Below are 16,488 nucleotides of genomic sequence, written 5' to 3'. Positions count from 1 at the left end.
CGGGCTGGCTACCCTCGAAGTCTCCAGCAGCGTCCGGGGGGCGCTGCCGGTGAAAGAGGAGGGAACGACATGGCCGAGCAGACGCAGCCGTGGGCGGAGCGGACCGTCGAGGTGCCGCCGCAGCCCGATGGCGGGGTGCCGCCGCAGCGCGACCCGTACCGCCGGGGTGTTGCCCAGGTCGGTGCCCGGGCGCCACGTACCGAGCCGTTCCCGACGGTGGAGCACGCGCCGACCGGCACCGGCTGGCCGGGCGAACCGGTGCCGCGTCAGCCGTTGAGCTGGCATGTGGCACGCCTGAAGCGCGGCGGCGAGTGGAGCTTCGCGGGGGCGCTGTTCGCGTTCGTCTGCTGGGGGATCTGGGCGATCTCCGGTGGCGGCGACCTCGTCGGACCGGTCGTGATCTTCGTGCTGAGCCTGCTGGTCGCGGCCGGGTTGTTCACCCTGGCCCGGCTGCTCGGCCGAGTGGTGCTGGAACGGCAGTTGGGCCGGGTCCGGCGCACCGCCCGTGGTGCGCACCTGGTCACGGCGGTGTTCCTGACCGGCCTCGGTGTCGCGTTCCTGCAACAGACGCAGTGGATCATGGACGCCTGGAACTGGCTGACCAACTAGGCCGCTGCGGGATGCCCGCGCGAGGTTCCCGGCCGCCGGGCGGGCCAGCCCGTCGGCCGGCCCGCCCGGGAGGTGGCCGCGGCACCGCGACCGAGGTCGTCACTCCACCAGGACGGCGGCCTGCTTACCCAGACCGGCGCGATTCATCCCCGCCGGTGCGGTTCTCCGCAAGCATCGTCCGGGCCACCACATGGACCGAGCGCCCGCCGGGCGGCCTCGCCCATCGGGTCGTCCTGGGTCGGCAGCTGCCGTACGGCGGTGGCCACTTCCTCGTGGAAGACGTTGTACAGCCGGCGTAGCTCCTTTGCCGGATGATCGTGGTCGTCGACCCGGAGATCCCACAGCGGATACGGCTGTTCGCCGATCACCGTGACGGTCGCCGAGCGTGCCCCGTGCCGGTCGCCGCCGGCGTCCTCACCCAGCTCGATCGCGAGCAGCAGCCGCTCGGTCAGGTCGAGATCTTCGCTGTCTTCGTACGCCCGCACGATCTCGTCGAGAGGTTCCGCGCCCACCAGCCGGTTACCCTGCACCGCGTAGCCCGTACCGATGTGATGGCCCGACCAGTCCAGGGTGCGGGCACCGGTGAAGGCGTACGAGCGTCCTTCCCGGTCGACCATGCCGACCTGCCGTACGTCCCGACCCGGGTCGCGGTCGAGCAGCTCGGTCACCACGTCCTCGGGTGTGCGCTCGTCGTCGAGCAGCGGCAGGCCGTCGTAGGCGAGGAACGGGTTGGGCAGTGCCTGGGTCGCCACGGCGCCGTGGGGGTGGACGTGAGCCACCAGCTTGCCGACACCGGGCTTCGCGGTCAGCGCCGCCACACCCAACTGTCCGGTACGCCCGCAGCGGGCGACGATCGAGAAGGTCACCGCCGCGGCATACCCGGCCGGTGCACCGGACATGCCGCCCCACCTGCCGGCGTGTGGTGCCGCGACGCATCCAGGTCTCGGGGCATTTTCAGAGGTGATGCTGGCCAAGATATATTGCCGGCCACTATATTGACCTGATGAGTCCCGGGGCGATGACCGAACCGACCTTCTTCGTCCTCACCGCGCTGCTCGACGGCCCGCGTCACGGCTACGGCATCGTCGCCGAGGTGACGGACCTGTCGCAGGGCCGGGTGCGGCTGAAGATCGGGTCACTGTACGGAGCGCTGGACCGGCTCGTCGGTGGCGGCCTGATCGAGCTGGACCGCGAGGAGACCTGGCAGGGCCGGCTGCGCCGGTACTACCGGCTGACCGAACGGGGACGCCACGCCCTCGACGCGGAGGCTCGACGGCTGGCCGCCAACGCCCGGCTCGCCTCGACCCGGTTGCGCCGACAGAGCCCGATCGAAGGGACGTCCGCATGAGCCGGCTGGAGGAGCGCTACCGCCGGGTGCTGCGGCTGCTGCCCGCCGGATACCGGCGGCAGTGGGAGGACGACATGGTCGCCGCCTTCCTGGAAACCATGCAGACCGGCGACGCCGAGACCGACGAATACCTCGCGGACCACGGACGCCCGAGCCTGGCGGAGGTGACCAGCATCCTGTCCCTCGCCGTCGGGTTACGGATCGGCGGGCCTGACGCGCCACCGCGCCCGTACGCCTGGGGGCAGGCGGTCCGCCTGGCGGTCCTGGCCGGAGTGCTGACCCAGGCGGCCATGGCCGCCGTCGGCCTCGCCGTCACGCTGTGGCTCACCGGTGCGCTGAGCTGGCTGCCCGTGCCCACGTCCGAATGGGCTCCCGTCCCGCCCAGCAGCACCTGGCAGGCCACCTTGCACGTCGCCGGGTACGCCTGGCTGCCGGCCTTCCTCGCCCTTGTCCTCGGTCACCGGCGCGTAGCCCAGGCCGTCGCCGTGATCGCCATCGTGCCGCAGGCCATCGCCATCGCCGTCGAGCAGGGCAGCGGCCCCGCACCGGTGACCGTGGCGTCGTGGGCGATGCTGCTCATCGAGCTTCTCCTGCTGGTCGCGATGTCGGCCGTCCACCGCGACGGTGCGCCGGTGGCACGCCGACGCTGGCTCCTGGCCCTACCGGTGGGCATCCTCGCGGTTCCCGTACCGCTGTTCGTCGCCCAGGCGACCACGCCGGCCCTACGGCTGCTGGACTGGCCGGGCCTGTGCTGTGCGCTGGTCGTCGTTGCCATGGTGGTCCACCTGGGCGTATGTGCATTCCGTCCACCGGCTCGCACACTGCCCTGGTCGCTGGCGCTGGTCATGCTCGCCGCGACCGCACTTGTCCTGCGCACCGCGACCCTGCCCGACATCGTCGGCCAGACGCAGCGCACGGCACTGCTGACGATCGCCTCGGTGCAGGCCGCCGCCGTCCTGGCGGTCGGCGTGCCCCTGGCCGTACGGGCCTTCCGGGCGCTGCGCCACCTGCCGCCGGAGTCGGCTGCCGCGGAGCCACACCGCACCGCCGACTGATCGGAGCCGGTACGCGTTCCGCCTCAGGCGTTCAGGTAGGCCAGCACGGCCAGCACCCGGCGGTTGTGGTCGTCGGAGGGCGGCATGTCCAGCTTGGTGAGGATGTTGTTGATGTGCTTGCTCACCGCCTTCTCGGTGATGCGGAGCTTGGTGGCGATCGCGGCGTTGGAGCGGCCCTCGGCCATCTCGCCGAGCACCTCCCGTTCCCGGACGGTGAGGGCGGCCAGCGGCTCCCGGCGGGCGAGGAGCTGTGTGATCACCTCGGGATCCATGGCGCTGCCGCCCGCGGCGACGCGGCGGACGGCGTCGATGAACTCGCCGACGTTGGAGACCCGATCCTTGAGCAGGTAACCGACGCCACCCTGGGGAGTGCTGAGCAGCTCCCTGGCGTACAAGGGCTCGACGTGCTGGGAGAGCACGAGGACCGGCAGTCCGGGTATCCGGTTCCGGGCCGCGATCGCGGCCTGTAGGCCCTCGTCGGTGAAGGTCGGTGGGAGGCGGACGTCGACCACCGCCACCTCGGGCTTCTCGGTGACCAGAGCGGGTAGCAGGGCCGGGCCGTTGTCGATGGCCGCGACGACGTCGAAGTCGAAGGCCTGAAGGATGCGGGTCAGTCCGTCACGAAGGAGTGCATGGTCCTCGGCGATGACAACGCGCACGGCAGCTCCATGGTGACGACGGTGGGCCCGCCGGGCGGGCTCGACAGCGCCATCGTGCCATCGAAGGCGGCGAGGCGACGCTCGATACCGTGCAGACCGGTGCCGGCGGCGGAGTCGGCACCGCCGGCACCGTCGTCGGTCACCACCATCGTCAACCGTCCCTCGACGTGGCGCAGCGACACCCACCCGTGGTGCGCGCGACTGTGCCGGACCACGTTGGTCAGGGTCTCGGCCACGGCGAAGTACGCCGCCGACTCGACCGGTGTGTCGAGCCGGCCGGGAAGGTCGGCGTCGACCGTGATCGGCACGGGAAGGCTGAGCGCCAGTGCCCGCACCGCGCCCTCCAGACCACGTTCCGCCAGTACGGGCGGATGGATTCCGCGTACGAGGTGCCGCAGCTCGACCAGCGCCGTACCGCTCGACTCACGCGCCTCGGCGAGCATCTCGTGAGCCGCGGCCGGATTCCGGTCGATCAGTTCGTCGGCGAGCCCGATCATCATGCCCAGCGAGACGAGCCGCGCCTGGATGCCGTCGTGCAGGTCGCGCTCGATGCGACGCAACTCGGCGGCCTGCGCGTCCACCGTGTCGGCGCGGGTCACGGTCAGCTGGGTGACGCGCAGCCGGAGTTCGGCGGCCCGGGTCGGTCTGAGCAGAAGTCGGGTGAAGGAGGCGTCGACGCGACGTAGCCACGGCGCCACCCAGAGGCCGCCGGCCAGGATGGCGGCGCCCTGCGGCAGGCAGAGCAGGCCCTCACCGAACGTGTCGATGGACCAGACGGTGCCGTAGCCGTACCAGCCGGTACCCAGCCAGATCCACAACGGCGTCAGCGTCAGCCCGGCCAGCCCGTAAAGCGGTATGGCCAGCGCGATCATGCCGAGGACGATCCCGACGATGGCACCCGGCACCAGCCAGGCGAGATCGCGCCAGGTGGCCGGGTCGGTGACGGTCCACCGGAAGCGGCGCCAACCGCCGGGCAGGGCCCGCTCGGGAGGCGGATGGTACGGACGTGCCACCGGGACACCAGCGCGGGAGGCGCGCCTCCGCTCAAGATCGGTGCGCTTTCTGACAAACGTCGTCGTCCAGGTCACCAGCGCCATGCCCAGGAAGGGCACCGGTATCAGCGCCAGCGCGACAATCGACAGGACGAGCAGCGGAAAGTTCGTGAGTGCCAGACCGATCGCGGCCACACCGGCCAGCACGGAACGCACCCCTCGGCGGACCCACGGGCCCATCCGTTCGAAAGCTCCGGCCACGTCCACGGGTCATATTCTGCCCACCGTGGCAGCCGTCCGTCGGTGGTGCCAGCACCCCCTCCGCAGAGAGGGTAGAACTCCTGACACGCAGGTCGTGAGACGGTTTGCTAAGGCCATGACTACCACGACGACCGGCAGCGACTTCGCCGCGCTCTCCCGCCGGATCATCGGAGTTGGACTTATGCAACGCCGGCCCGCCTACTACGCCCTCCGGCTTGGCGTCGTCGCGCTCATGTATCTCGGCGGTTGGACGGCTTTCCTCGTCATCGGCTCCTCCTGGTGGCAGATGATCACGGCTGTCTTCCTCGCCGTCACGTTCGCCCAGGTGGCACTCGTGGCGCACGACCTGGCGCACCGTCAGGTGTTCCGCACCAAACGACCCAGTGAAGTCGCCGGACTGCTCGCCGGGAACCTCGGCGTCGGGATGAGCTACGGCTGGTGGATGGACAAGCACACCCGCCACCACAACAACCCCAACCACGACGACCTCGACCCGGACGTGGCCCCCGAGGTGCTCATCTGGGCCGCCGAGGCAGCCACCGGCCGGCGCGGACTGAAGGGCTTCATCACCCGGCACCAGGCCGCACTGTTCTTCCCGCTCCTCGCGCTGCTCGCCGTCAGCCTCAAGGTGTCAAGCGTCAAGGCCCTGCGCGACGGCACGGTGCGGCGCCGCGGTGTCGAGAGCGCCCTGCTGGTGCTGCATGCCGTCGGCTACCTCGCGGCGCTCCTGGTGGTCCTCACGCCGCTCCAGGCCGTCGCCTTCCTGCTGCTGCACCAGGCTCTGTTCGGCGTCTACCTGGGTCTGACGTTCGCCCCCAACCACAAGGGCATGCCGCACCCGACCGGCGACGAGGACTTCCTGCGCAAGCAGGTGCTGACCTCCCGCAACGTCCGTGGCAACTGGCTCACCGACGTGGCGCTCGGCGGCCTGAACTACCAGATCGAACACCACCTGTTCCCCGGCATGCCCACACCCAACCTGCGCAAGGCCCAACCGATCGTGCAGGCGTACTGTGCCGAGATCGGCGTGCCCTACGAACAGACCGGCCTCATCGACTCCTACCGCCAGGCCCTACGACACCTGCACGAGGTCGGCGCCCCCGCCCGCGCCGAACACGCGGCACGCTGAGCCCCGGCACCGCCTGGATATCGTGACGGTGTGCTGTTCGAGCCGGTGTCGACGGAACTGTCCTTCCGGCACGACGGCGACGAACTGGTCGGTGACCTGGTTCGACCGCCCGCGCCAGGTCCGTACCCGGCGGTGGTCTTCGTCGAGGGCTCGGGGCCCGGCGGGCGCGACCTGGGGGAGTGGCCGACCCGGCTGGCCGCCGCCGGATTCGCCAGCCTCGCCTACGACAAGCCAGGTTCGGGGGCTTCGACCGGAGACTGGACCCGCCAGCGGCTCACTGACCGCGCCGAGGAGACCCTGGCGGCGGTCCGCACCCTGCGCCAGCAGCCAGGCGTACGGGCCGACGCGGTCGCCCTGGTCGGCCACAGCCAGGGTGGTTGGGTGGCCCCCCTCGCCGCCTCCCGCAGCGACACGGTCGCGGCGGTGGTATGCGTGTCCGGCCCGGGCGTGGGCGTGCTGGCCCAGGAGGAGCACCGGCTCCGCCACCAGCTTCCCGCCGAGGGTTTCACCGAGGCGGACGTCGAGCAGGCGTTGACGCTGCTCCGTGAGCAGGTCCGCCGGGTACGGTCCGGCGAGGATCCGGTACGCGTCCACGCCGCCCAGGCACCCTGGCACACCGCACCGTGGTACGCGCTGCTGGCCGGCACGACACCCCCGTCGATCGCCTTCCTCGCCGGCATAGCCGACCACGACCCGACCGCTGCGCTCAGGGCACTCACCTGCCCGATGCTTGCCATCTACGGCGCCGAGGACCTGCTCGTACCGGTCTGGGAGAGCGCCCGGGTCGTCGCCGCCGTCCTTCGGGAGGCTGGCCACGACGACCACGAGATCGTGGTGTTCCCCGGTGCCGACCACAACCTCCGGATCGGTGCCGACCGCGCTCCCGGTTTCGACGAACTTGTCGTCACCTGGTTGCAACGCCGGCTCTGCTCCCGGTGACGGTGCCAGCTCCGCCACTGGCAGCCGGTGCGCCCGCCCTGGCCTGAACCCGGAAGAAGTCCTGCCCGTCGACCGTCAGCATCACCGGATCACCCCGCTCGTGGCCGGGCCGCAGCCACTCGGGCTGTACACCCGGCTCCGGTTCGCCGGACATGGCGGCTCCAGAAGGTCGTGGACGGTGGGGGTCAGCGACCGCGCGCCAACTCCTCGACCTGGGCGAAGCTCCCGACGCGGTCACACTCATCATCGGTCAGCTTGTTGATCAGGGCCTTGCCGGCCTGAGCCTGCCGGGTGATGGGCAGCGCACCGGCAACGAGTTCCGGCAGCACCAACTCGTAACCCACCCGAGCCCTGGCCGAATAGCGATGACGGGTACGCGCCACCGCACTCGCCACCCGCAAAGCATGTTCGTTGCCCGGCGGAACCTGCCGACGGTCCACCTCCCGGGCACCGAACCGCATCCGATGATGGAACTCGCACGTCTCGCACGCGGCCGGTCCCCGGGTCAGCCGTGACCCACACGCCGGACAGCGCAGCCGGTCAATCGCGGCGTCGACGGTCCGCCAGTCGTACGCCGCCGGGTCGTTGACCACCAGCCAGGCCAATTCGATCGCCTCGGACGAATCGGGGTCGACATCGAGGTCGACGGCAAGTCGCTCCCACGCCTGACGAATCTCCGCCTCGATCTCACCGACCACGCGAGCGAGAAGCGCGCTACGCCAGGTGCCGGAGTCGCCGGTCGGGGAGTCGCCAGTCACGGTGGCAATCGTGGCAGCACCATACGGACCGGGGCGACCAGATTCTTCCGGTCAGGTGATGAAGTGGAGCGGGCGACGGGACTCGAACCCGCACCGTCAGTTGAACGATTGTTTCCGGCTGTCCTGATCTGCCCGGATCGCCTGGTCAGCTGGGGTGCGGTCGTGCCCGATCATGACCGCTGTTGACCGCCTGGGACACCGGCGACAGACACGTGGCTGGCACGGTTGCGCGGTGGGCGGGTGGCTGTCCGGCGGTGTGCGGCCCACCGCCCCGGCCTGTCGGGCCGGGGGCGGCTTGCCGTGTCGCCGGCTCTCCGCGCGGCCGAGTGACGGTAGTGCCGGTGCTGACCATGCGACAATGAGTGGCGGTGCGTTGGAGGAGGTGGGCCGGGATGTCGAGCAACGCCGAGCGGATGCCCGAGTGGCCGACCGCTGAGCATGTGCCGGCGGAGGAGTTGTCCCGCCGGCAGGGTGTGTTGCCGGTCGTCCTCCGTTGACGACCTGGCCCGGCCGGATCTGTTCGAGTCCGATGAAGAGTTGGACGACTTCCTCGCCGACCTGTACGCCTCTCGGCGGGCCAGCGCCGCGTGAGCCTGGTCGTCCTGGACACCGACGTGGCGTCGGCGATCCTGCGGGGCCGCCTGCATGATCGGCTTCGGGCTCGGCCGGCCGGTAAGACCCTGTGTATCACGTTCGTCACGCTCGGCGAGTTGACTAAGTGGACCGTGCTGCGGAGTTGGGGGCCACGCACCTCGCGCAGTGGCGATCCGGGGTCGTGCTGCTGCCCTTTGACGAGGCAGTAACGACCACCTGGGGCCGGCTCCAGGCACGGGCGCAGCATCGGGGGCGTCCCCGCCCGACGAACGACTCCTAAATCGCGGCCTGCTGCCTGCTCGACCGGCTGCCGCTGGCGACCTTCAACGGCAAGGACTACGCCGACCTCGCCGAGTACGACGGCTTACGCCTGTTCGACGTCTCGTAGCTGCACCCCTTCGGCCCGCCATAGGCGAACGGCGGTGACTGACGCTGGCGCGGTCGGCAACTGGCCGGACCCATATAGCCAGGTGGCAGGCCGCGGAGCGGCGTGGCAGCCGATCGCTCTGAGCTCGGCGGTGGACGACCACTTCCGCGATCGCCCCCGGCCCTGACATCGACAGTCTCGAGGGCAAAGCGGATGCAAGTGGGCGCTGGTCACGCAGGGGCAGCAAGCAGGGCCGCTCCGAACTATCGTGCCGCCCATGCTGTTTGATGGTCTCCCGCTCACACAGATGTTCTTCGCCATGGTCTTATGGCTGGCCGGGCAGGCCGTCCTGTACATCGTGATCCGGACAGCTGTGCGCCACGCCCTTGAGGACGCGGATCGTCGTCGAGCGTCAGAACAACGCGGATAACCAGAAAGCCCGCCCCGCAGGCCGCGAGCAGGCCGAGTGGGGCGGGTTGCCCGTGCTTGCGCGGTGTCTTGCTGGGGAAAGGTGCGGTGCTGCGTTTTGGCAGCTGGCGAGCGGTCGGCTAGGCGGCGGCGCTGCGGGCGGCTGGCATGCCAGCCGGATTCCACCTCCACGACCTGCGGCACAAGGGCAACAACCTGGCGGCGACGACCGGGGCCAGCACCCCGGGACATGATGCACCGGATGGGGCACGCCAGCATGCGCGGCGCTGATCTATCAGCACGCCAACAGTGAGCGTGACCGGGAAATCGCCGACGTCGTGGACCGCTGAATCACCAAGCAGACCAAGCGCAACGAGCAAGGCCAACTCCAAGCAACCCAAGGACACAGCGGCCACCGGCGCGGCTGGCGACGAGTCGACCAAGCGGAAGGCGGCCAAGGGCAAGAAGGCCGCTCGGACGCCACGTGAAGCGGCCTCGGACGTTACCGGCACGCCCTTGGCACGCAAGATCAAAGAAGGCTGAGACGAGATCGACCCAGATTCGGCGATCATGCCATTGACCTGGGCCGGAGTTCGGTGGAGCGGGCGACGGGAATCGAACCCGCACCGTCAGTTTGGAAGACTGAAGCTCTGCCATTGAGCTACGCCCGCGTACACCCGAACGACCGGGTGCGCCCGACAGCCTACCCAATACCCACGGCGGCCGCGCGGCCGTATCCCCGTGCCGCGCCCGCGCCGCGTCGATCCTCGCAACATGCGGGAAGTTGTCGTCTCGCGCCGCCACTCGCTTCGAGGCAGCAACATCCCGCAAACTGCGACCCGCCGACCCGCCGACCCGCCGACCCGCCGACCCGCCGACCCGCCGACCCGCCGACCCGCCGACCCGGCGACCCGGAGCGCTGGTGTCCGGTTCGTCCTCGTTCGGCGCGTTGGGTGACGCCCCGGCATCCGGTTGTCGGAGGGACGGCATAGACTGCTCGTCGCCACGGGGTGTGGCGCAGCTTGGTAGCGCACTCGCTTTGGGAGCGAGGGGCCGTGGGTTCAAATCCCGCCACCCCGACTGCCGCAAGCACCGGACGGCGGCACCCGGGGGACCGGCACGCGGGGCAGGCCCGCCGTCGGTACCGGGTGCTGCTGGTCCGCCGTGTCGGCTCGCCTACACTCGATGGGCCGAAAGTGCGCCCAGAATCAACCGAGATCCGTCAAGGAGTACGCCTGTGAAGAGCACCGTCGAGACTCTGAGCCCGACGCGCGTGCGGCTCGCCATCGAGGTGCCGTTCGTCGAGCTCGAGCCGAGCCTCAAGAAGGCGTACCGGGAGATCGGCCAGCAGATCCAGATCCCCGGCTTCCGTAAGGGGAAGGTGCCGCCGGCGATCATCGACCAGCGGGTCGGCCGGGGCACCGTGCTCAACGAGGCGGTGCAGGAGGCGATCCCGCAGAACATCCTCTCCGCCGTACGTGAGCACGACCTGAAGACGCTGGGGCGTCCCGAGGTCGAGATCACCGAGTTCAACGACGGCGACTCGCTCAACTTCACCGCCGAGGTGGACGTCCGGCCGGAGATTACCGTGCCCGACCTGGCCTCGATCGAGGTCACCGTCGACGAGCTGCAGATCGACGACAGCGAGATCGACGAGCAGGTGAACGGCCTGCGTGAGCGCTTCGCCACCCTGAAGACCGTCGAGCGCGCCGCGGCCGAGGGCGACTACGTCCAGATCGACCTGCGGGCGACCGTCGACGGCGAGGAGGTGCCGGGCGGCTCGGCCAGCAACATCTCGCACGAGGTGGGCAGCAAGCAGCTCCTGCCGGGCCTGGACGAGGCGGTCGTGGGTCTGTCCGCCGGCGAGGACACCACCTTCACCACCCAGCTCGTGGGCGGCGACTTCGCCGGTCGTGACGCCGAGGTCCTGGTGACCGTGCGTACGGTCAAGGAGAAGGAACTGCCGGAGCTGAACGACGAGTTCGCCCAGCTCGCCAGCGAGTTCGACACCATCGAGGAGCTGCGGGCGGATCTGCGCGAGCGGGTCACCCGGGGCAAGCGGGTCGAGCAGATCTACGCCGCCCGTGACAAGGCCCTGGAGCAGCTCGTCGAGGCCGCCGACGTACCGGCGCCGGAGGGCGTGATCCGTGACGAGGTGGAGAGCCGCAAGGAGGCGATGGCCGACCAGCTGGAGCGCATCGGCGCCTCGATGGAGGACTACCTCGCCGCCGAGGAGAAGACCGAGGAGCAGATCGACGCCGAGCTGACCGACGCCGCCACCCAGGGCGTCAAGGTTCAGCTGCTGCTCGACACCCTCGCCGACGCCGAGGACGTGCAGGTCTCCGACGACGAGTTCGGTCACGAGATCGTCCACCGCGCCCAGCGCGCCGGCATGGCCCCCCAGCAGTACTACGACCAGCTTGTCCGCTCCGGCACCGCCGGTGCGGTCTACGGCGACGTCCGGCGGGGCAAGGCCCTGGCCTCGGTGATGGAGCGCATCACGATCAAGGACTCGGCCGGCAACGTGGTGACCATGGACGCGCTGCGTGAGGCGAGCGAGCAGGAGCACTCGCACGAGCACTGATCGCCGGGTGGGGCCACCGTCCGCCGGTCGCGGTGGGTGGTGGCCCGATCCCTTTTCCGGGTACGCCTTCGGCCTGCTGCGCTGAGAGCGAACAGTGCCCGGACCGGGAGTCTGGCGACCGGCCCAGCGGTTAGTGTCGGACACGACGGTACGGAGAGCGAAGGGCTGCCATGACCGACATGCACATCCCAGCGAAGCCGCTTCGGGCGATCGACGCCCGCGGCGGTGACACCATTGGCAACCTCGACGACTCGGTCTACAACCGGTTGCTCAAGGAGCGGATCGTCTTCCTGGGCAGCGAGGTGACCGACCAGGTCGCCAACCGCATCTGCGCGCAGCTGCTGCTGCTCGCCGCGGAAGACCCGGACCGCGACATCAACCTCTGGATCAACTCGCCCGGTGGCTCGGTCTACTCCGGCATGGCCATCTACGACACGATGCAGTTCATCGACAACGATGTGTCGACCGTGGCGATGGGCATGGCCGCGTCCATGGGCCAGCTGCTGCTCTGCGCGGGTACGAAGGGCAAGCGCTACGCCCTACCGCACGCCCGGATCATGATGCACCAGCCTTCCGGCGGGATGGGCGGCACCGCCGCCGACATCGCGATTCAGGCCGAGCAGATGCTGTACACCAAGCGGATGTTCCAGGAGCGCGTCGCCTTCCACACCGGTCAGCAGCCGGCGCAGATCGAGGCGGACTCGGACCGGGACCGCTGGTTCACCGCCCAGGAGGCCGTCGACTACGGCTTCATCGACAAGGTGATCACGGGGGCCGCTCAGGTTCCCGAAGGCGCCGGGACCCTGAGCTGATCGAGGAGCAGACGATGACCGACCTGAGCCTGCCGCCCCAGTTCGCGGCCGTGCACAACCGCTATGTTCTGCCGTCGTTCGTCGAGCGCACGTCGTACGGGGTCAAGGAGTCCAACCCGTACAACAAGCTCTTCGAGGACCGCATCATCTTCCTCGGCGTGCAGGTGGACGACGCGTCGGCCAACGACGTGATGGCCCAGCTGCTCACCCTGGAGGGGACGGACCCCGACCGGGACATCATCATGTACATCAACTCGCCGGGTGGCTCCTTCACCGCGATGACGGCGATCTACGACACGATGCAGTACGTCCGGCCGGACATCTCGACGGTCTGCCTCGGCCAGGCCGCCTCGGCCGCCGCGGTGCTGCTCTCGGCGGGCACCCCGGGCAAACGGATGGCTCTGCCGAACTCGCGCATCATCATCCACCAGCCGGCCACCGAGGGCGGCTACGGGCAGGGCTCGGACATCGAGATCCAGGCCAAGGAGATCCTGCGGATGCGCACCCAGCTGGAGGAGATGCTCTCCCGGCACTGCAACCGCCCGGTCGACCTGGTTCGTAAAGACATCGACCGTGACAAGATCATGACGGCGGAGGAGGCCCGCGAGTACGGGCTTGTCGACACGATCCTCACCAGTCGTAAGAAGGGTCTGTTGGCCGCGAACGCGGCCAGCTGACCGCTACCGGGTCAGAGGTCGGTCGGGCTCGTTGCCGGCCGACCTCTGACACACCCGTTTTGGGGGTCGGAGAAACCTGCGGCAGCGGGTAACGTCGGGTCCGTACCACCTCGCCGGGCGACCGGCGGGCGAGAGAAAGACGAGCGGAGCGTCAGCGTCCGCAGGTCGTGGCCGGGGCTCCGGCCGATGAGTGCAGGGAGAACGTAGGTGGCACGGATCGGTGACGGCGGCGACCTACTGAAGTGCTCCTTCTGCGGGAAGTCGCAGAAGCAGGTCAAGAAGCTCATCGCGGGCCCCGGGGTCTACATCTGCGACGAGTGCATCGATCTCTGCAACGAGATCATCGAAGAGGAGCTGGCCGAGTCCGGTGAGGTGAAGTGGGAAGAGCTTCCCAAGCCGATGGAGATCTGCCAGTTCCTCGACAACTACGTCGTGGGCCAGGAGCAGGCCAAGAAGGCGCTCGCCGTCGCGGTCTACAACCACTACAAGCGGATCCAGGCCGAGGCGGCCAATGCGCCGGGCGCCGGTAACGACGGCGTGGAACTGGCCAAGTCGAACATCCTGCTGCTCGGTCCGACCGGGTGTGGCAAGACCCACCTGGCGCAGACCCTCGCCCGGATGCTCAACGTCCCCTTCGCCGTCGCCGACGCCACCGCCCTGACCGAGGCTGGCTACGTCGGCGAGGACGTGGAGAACATCCTCCTGAAGCTGATCCAGGCTGCCGACTACGACATCAAGCGGGCCGAGACCGGCATCATCTACATCGACGAGATCGACAAGATCGCCCGCAAGTCGGAGAACCCCTCGATCACTCGTGACGTCTCCGGTGAGGGCGTCCAGCAGGCGTTGCTGAAGATGCTTGAGGGCACTGTCGCAAACGTGCCCCCGCAGGGCGGTCGCAAGCATCCCCACCAGGAATTCATCCAGATCGACACGACGAACGTGCTGTTCATCTGCGGTGGGGCCTTCGCCGGTCTGGATCAGATCATCGAGGCACGTACGGGGCACGGTGGCACCGGCTTCGGCGCTCGGCTCCGCGCGGTCTCCGACCGCTCCACCGACGACATCTTCAGCCAGGTGATGCCGGAGGACATGCTCAAGTTCGGGTTGATCCCCGAGTTCATCGGCCGGCTGCCGGTGATCACGAGTGTCCGGAGCCTGGACCGCACCGCGCTGGTACGGATCCTCACCGAGCCACGTAACGCCCTGGTCCGGCAGTATCAACGCCTGTTCGAGCTGGACGGCGTCGAGCTGGAGTTCGAGCGGCCCGCTCTCGAAGCAATCGCCGACCAGGCCATGCTGCGCGGCACCGGCGCTCGCGGGCTGCGCGCCATCATGGAGGAGGTGCTGCTCTCCGTGATGTACGAGGTACCCAGCAATCCTGATGCCGCCCGGGTGCTGATCAGCCGTGAGGCGGTACTGGAGAACGTAAACCCGACGATCGTTCCGCGTGAGTTCACGGGTCGCCGTGCCCGGCGCGAGCGCGAGGAGAAGTCCGCCTGATCCCGGCCGGCGCCGCGACCGCACGCTGCGGCCGGCCGCCGTCCACCCGTACGCTGGCAGCCATGCGCGTTGCCGTCTGCCAGCTGAACTCCCGGGACGATCGAGAGGCGAACCTCGCCGCTGCGGAGACTCTGATCGATCGCGCCGCCGAGGCCGGCGCGGACCTGGTGCTGCTGCCTGAGTACGTCGACTATCTCGGTCCAGGCGCCGGGATGCCGGCGCCGGAGTCCGTGGACGGCCGGGTGGGCCGGTTCTTCGCCGCCGCCGCGCGCCGGCGCGGGGTCTGGCTGATCGCCGGCTCCTTCCACGAGGCGGGCCCCGACCCGGACCGCACCTGGAACACCACGCTGGTCTTCGACCGTTCCGGCACGCTCGCCGCCTCTTACCGCAAGATCCACCTGTACGACGTGGAGATTCCCGGCCGCGTCTCCTATCGGGAGTCCGCGACAGTGGCCCCCGGGGACCGGCCGGTCGTGGTGGACGTCGAGGGGCTACGGGTGGGCCTGTCCATCTGCTATGACCTGCGCTTCCCCGAGCTCTACCGACAGCTTGCCACCGTTGGCGCAGCCAACCTGCTGGTGGTGCCGGCGGCCTTCATGATGCATACCGGGAGGGACCACTGGGAGGTGCTGCTGCGGGCCCGCGCGATCGAGAACCAGTGTTTCGTCGCGGCGGCCGGGCAGACAGGTGATCACGAACCCGGCCGGACCTGTTTCGGGCGGAGCATGGTGATCGATCCTTGGGGGACGGTGCTCTCTCAGGTGCCCGACGGCCCGGGGCTCGCGGTGACCGACATCGACCTGAGCTGCCTGGACCGGATCCGTGCCGAGCTGCCAAGTCTGGCGAACCGCCGTCTCTGACGCCCTTACCCCTGAAGCAGTACGCCGACCAGCGCGAAGCCGGCGATGGCAGCGGCGGTGATCAGCAGGGCGGTACTCATCCGGGACGGGCCGCGCCGGGCCAGGCGGCCGATCGAGACCAGGACCGCGAAGAGCACAAAAGCCCCGATGAGCAGTTGCCATATCGGTAACAGGAGGCCGAGTAGCGCGTCCTCGGCGAGGACCGGGCTTAGGGGCCGGGACACGTCATCCATGCCAGACACTCTGGCACGTCGGAACCTCTCGTGGTCGTTGGCGCGAAGACCACTCCTTAGCGACCATGCCGATGCGCTGGCCAGTAGGGGGCGAGGCAGCGGGCTGCACCCGACCCGGGTCCGGTCAGCCGAGCCGTTGGACCGGGGCCGTTCGCGCGCCCGGAGAGCGCCGGCCCGGCCAGCGTTCGCCGAACGTTGGACGGATATCGATGATGGATGATTTGCCTTCTCCGGGGTGTCCGCGTAACTTTCCCTCTGCACGCGGGAGGCCGGAGCAAACCGGCTGACAACGGGCGCCAGCAACGCGAAGACCATGTCGACGCGAGGCTGAGGCCGGGCGGTGCGGAGCAACTTTGAAGATGGAGTTGCGATCGCGAAGCCGACCGGGTAAGGTTCTGGAGCCGGCAGGAGCCGGGCGGGTTGTCTTGAGTGATGATCGGCCGGTCTGCGGTTCTCCACGACAGATGCTAGCGCCGAAAGGCGAGCGATGGCGTGGGCCCCGAGCTAGTTACGAGACGCCTGATCTCTCGGGTTGACCTCGAAGCGCGGTTCGGATAGTTTGGAGCGGTTGCCCCGGACGCGGTTTCACCAAGTGAAGCCGAGTTTGGTGTGTGGTTGTTCTTTGAGAACTCAACAGGGTGCTTGATAAGCCAGTGCCAAATTTGTTTGATTCCCGGGCTGGCCAGTTTTTCTGGTTGGT

At 69.2% G+C, this 16,488-nt stretch carries 16 protein-coding genes and 2 tRNA genes; 12 read left to right on the top strand and 6 right to left on the bottom strand.

Annotation, left to right across the window (positions count from 1 at the left end; translation table 11 throughout):
* Nucleotides 1–69 precede the first annotated feature (69 nt).
* A complete protein-coding gene (locus tag AB0J93_RS28675) occupies nt 70–609 on the top strand; it encodes a hypothetical protein (protein ID WP_363925454.1) in 540 nt (179 codons plus the stop codon).
* Nucleotides 610–752: 143 nt separating this feature from the next.
* Here the strand turns inward: AB0J93_RS28675 and AB0J93_RS28670 are convergent, their stop codons facing one another.
* On the bottom strand, nt 753–1,508 hold the full coding sequence (locus tag AB0J93_RS28670; protein ID WP_363925453.1) for a DUF1028 domain-containing protein: 756 nt from the start codon (nt 1,506–1,508) through the stop codon (nt 753–755).
* Between the two features lie 119 nt (nt 1,509–1,627).
* Here AB0J93_RS28670 and AB0J93_RS28665 point away from each other — a divergent pair, with 119 nt between their 5' ends.
* Nucleotides 1,628–1,957 (top strand): PadR family transcriptional regulator, encoded by a 330-nt coding sequence (locus AB0J93_RS28665; RefSeq protein WP_363925486.1) that lies wholly within the window; start codon nt 1,628–1,630, stop codon nt 1,955–1,957.
* Nucleotides 1,954–3,012 (top strand): hypothetical protein, encoded by a 1,059-nt coding sequence (locus AB0J93_RS28660; RefSeq protein ID WP_363925452.1) that lies wholly within the window; start codon nt 1,954–1,956, stop codon nt 3,010–3,012. Before AB0J93_RS28665 ends, AB0J93_RS28660 begins: the two co-directional genes overlap by 4 nt.
* Before the next feature lie 23 nt (nt 3,013–3,035).
* Here the strand turns inward: AB0J93_RS28660 and AB0J93_RS28655 are convergent, their stop codons facing one another.
* Nucleotides 3,036–3,671: a response regulator transcription factor gene (locus AB0J93_RS28655; protein WP_363925451.1), complete on the bottom strand. Its 636-nt coding sequence runs from the start codon at nt 3,669–3,671 to the stop codon at nt 3,036–3,038.
* Complete coding sequence (locus tag AB0J93_RS28650; protein ID WP_363925485.1) at nt 3,623–4,903, bottom strand: sensor domain-containing protein; 1,281 nt, start codon at nt 4,901–4,903, stop codon at nt 3,623–3,625. The genes AB0J93_RS28655 and AB0J93_RS28650 overlap by 49 nt, the downstream gene beginning before the upstream one ends.
* A gap of 136 nt (nt 4,904–5,039) precedes the next feature.
* Here AB0J93_RS28650 and AB0J93_RS28645 point away from each other — a divergent pair, with 136 nt between their 5' ends.
* Nucleotides 5,040–6,053 (top strand): acyl-CoA desaturase, encoded by a 1,014-nt coding sequence (locus AB0J93_RS28645; RefSeq protein WP_363925450.1) that lies wholly within the window; start codon nt 5,040–5,042, stop codon nt 6,051–6,053.
* A gap of 30 nt (nt 6,054–6,083) precedes the next feature.
* Nucleotides 6,084–6,992, top strand: coding sequence for an alpha/beta fold hydrolase (locus tag AB0J93_RS28640; RefSeq protein WP_363925449.1), 909 nt, complete (start codon nt 6,084–6,086; stop codon nt 6,990–6,992).
* A gap of 185 nt (nt 6,993–7,177) precedes the next feature.
* On the opposite strand, the gene AB0J93_RS28635 is transcribed toward AB0J93_RS28640, so the two are convergent.
* Nucleotides 7,178–7,750 carry a hypothetical protein gene (locus AB0J93_RS28635; protein ID WP_363925447.1) on the bottom strand — a complete coding sequence of 191 codons (573 nt, stop codon included), beginning with the start codon at nt 7,748–7,750 and terminating at the stop codon, nt 7,178–7,180.
* 1,678 nt (nt 7,751–9,428) lie between these two features.
* Here AB0J93_RS28635 and AB0J93_RS28630 point away from each other — a divergent pair.
* Nucleotides 9,429–9,662, top strand: a complete 234-nt coding sequence (locus AB0J93_RS28630; protein ID WP_363925446.1) for a hypothetical protein — start codon at nt 9,429–9,431, stop codon at nt 9,660–9,662.
* A gap of 54 nt (nt 9,663–9,716) precedes the next feature.
* Here the strand turns inward: AB0J93_RS28630 and AB0J93_RS28625 are convergent.
* Nucleotides 9,717–9,790: transfer RNA gene (locus tag AB0J93_RS28625), tRNA-Gly, on the bottom strand.
* Between the two features lie 335 nt (nt 9,791–10,125).
* On the opposite strand from AB0J93_RS28625, the gene AB0J93_RS28620 reads away from it, so the two are divergent.
* The 6 genes from AB0J93_RS28620 to AB0J93_RS28595 all read left to right on the top strand — a co-directional run bounded on the left by AB0J93_RS28620 (nt 10,126) and on the right by AB0J93_RS28595 (nt 15,555).
* Nucleotides 10,126–10,199 (top strand) — tRNA-Pro (locus tag AB0J93_RS28620).
* A 157-nt stretch (nt 10,200–10,356) separates the two neighbouring features.
* Nucleotides 10,357–11,703, top strand: coding sequence for a trigger factor (gene tig / locus AB0J93_RS28615; RefSeq protein ID WP_363925445.1), 1,347 nt, complete (start codon nt 10,357–10,359; stop codon nt 11,701–11,703).
* Nucleotides 11,704–11,873: 170 nt separating this feature from the next.
* Nucleotides 11,874–12,515 (top strand): ATP-dependent Clp protease proteolytic subunit, encoded by a 642-nt coding sequence (locus tag AB0J93_RS28610; RefSeq protein WP_169600058.1) that lies wholly within the window; start codon nt 11,874–11,876, stop codon nt 12,513–12,515.
* A 14-nt stretch (nt 12,516–12,529) separates the two neighbouring features.
* Nucleotides 12,530–13,192 carry an ATP-dependent Clp protease proteolytic subunit gene (locus tag AB0J93_RS28605; RefSeq protein ID WP_093411492.1) on the top strand — a complete coding sequence of 221 codons (663 nt, stop codon included), beginning with the start codon at nt 12,530–12,532 and terminating at the stop codon, nt 13,190–13,192.
* 207 nt (nt 13,193–13,399) lie between these two features.
* Complete coding sequence (gene clpX / locus AB0J93_RS28600; protein WP_204015394.1) at nt 13,400–14,695, top strand: ATP-dependent Clp protease ATP-binding subunit ClpX; 1,296 nt, start codon at nt 13,400–13,402, stop codon at nt 14,693–14,695.
* A gap of 62 nt (nt 14,696–14,757) precedes the next feature.
* Nucleotides 14,758–15,555 carry a carbon-nitrogen hydrolase family protein gene (locus AB0J93_RS28595; RefSeq protein WP_363925444.1) on the top strand — a complete coding sequence of 266 codons (798 nt, stop codon included), beginning with the start codon at nt 14,758–14,760 and terminating at the stop codon, nt 15,553–15,555.
* Nucleotides 15,556–15,560: 5 nt separating this feature from the next.
* Here AB0J93_RS28595 and AB0J93_RS28590 read toward each other — a convergent pair whose 3' ends face one another.
* Nucleotides 15,561–15,788, bottom strand: coding sequence for a hypothetical protein (locus AB0J93_RS28590; RefSeq protein ID WP_363925443.1), 228 nt, complete (start codon nt 15,786–15,788; stop codon nt 15,561–15,563).
* Nucleotides 15,789–16,488 lie beyond the last annotated feature (700 nt).

The organism is Micromonospora sp. NPDC049374 (genome assembly GCF_040677165.1).
Lineage (GTDB): Bacteria > Actinomycetota > Actinomycetes > Mycobacteriales > Micromonosporaceae > Micromonospora.
The sequence above is the reverse complement of the archived record's forward strand: the minus strand, read 5'-3'. Positions and strand labels throughout refer to the sequence as shown.

Excerpts from the sequence above, each read along its gene's own strand:
- AB0J93_RS28675 (WP_363925454.1), top strand. The coding sequence starts at position 70 with ATGGCCGAGCAGACGCAGCCGTGGGCGGAGCGGACCGTCGAGGTGCCG.
- AB0J93_RS28670 (WP_363925453.1), bottom strand. The coding sequence starts at position 1,508 with ATGTCCGGTGCACCGGCCGGGTATGCCGCGGCGGTGACCTTCTCGATC.
- AB0J93_RS28665 (WP_363925486.1), top strand. The coding sequence starts at position 1,628 with ATGACCGAACCGACCTTCTTCGTCCTCACCGCGCTGCTCGACGGCCCG.
- AB0J93_RS28660 (WP_363925452.1), top strand. The coding sequence starts at position 1,954 with ATGAGCCGGCTGGAGGAGCGCTACCGCCGGGTGCTGCGGCTGCTGCCC.
- AB0J93_RS28650 (WP_363925485.1), bottom strand. The coding sequence starts at position 4,903 with ATGGGCCCGTGGGTCCGCCGAGGGGTGCGTTCCGTGCTGGCCGGTGTG.
- AB0J93_RS28645 (WP_363925450.1), top strand. The coding sequence starts at position 5,040 with ATGACTACCACGACGACCGGCAGCGACTTCGCCGCGCTCTCCCGCCGG.
- AB0J93_RS28610 (WP_169600058.1), top strand. The coding sequence starts at position 11,874 with ATGACCGACATGCACATCCCAGCGAAGCCGCTTCGGGCGATCGACGCC.
- AB0J93_RS28605 (WP_093411492.1), top strand. The coding sequence starts at position 12,530 with ATGACCGACCTGAGCCTGCCGCCCCAGTTCGCGGCCGTGCACAACCGC.
- AB0J93_RS28595 (WP_363925444.1), top strand. The coding sequence starts at position 14,758 with ATGCGCGTTGCCGTCTGCCAGCTGAACTCCCGGGACGATCGAGAGGCG.
- AB0J93_RS28590 (WP_363925443.1), bottom strand. The coding sequence starts at position 15,788 with ATGGATGACGTGTCCCGGCCCCTAAGCCCGGTCCTCGCCGAGGACGCG.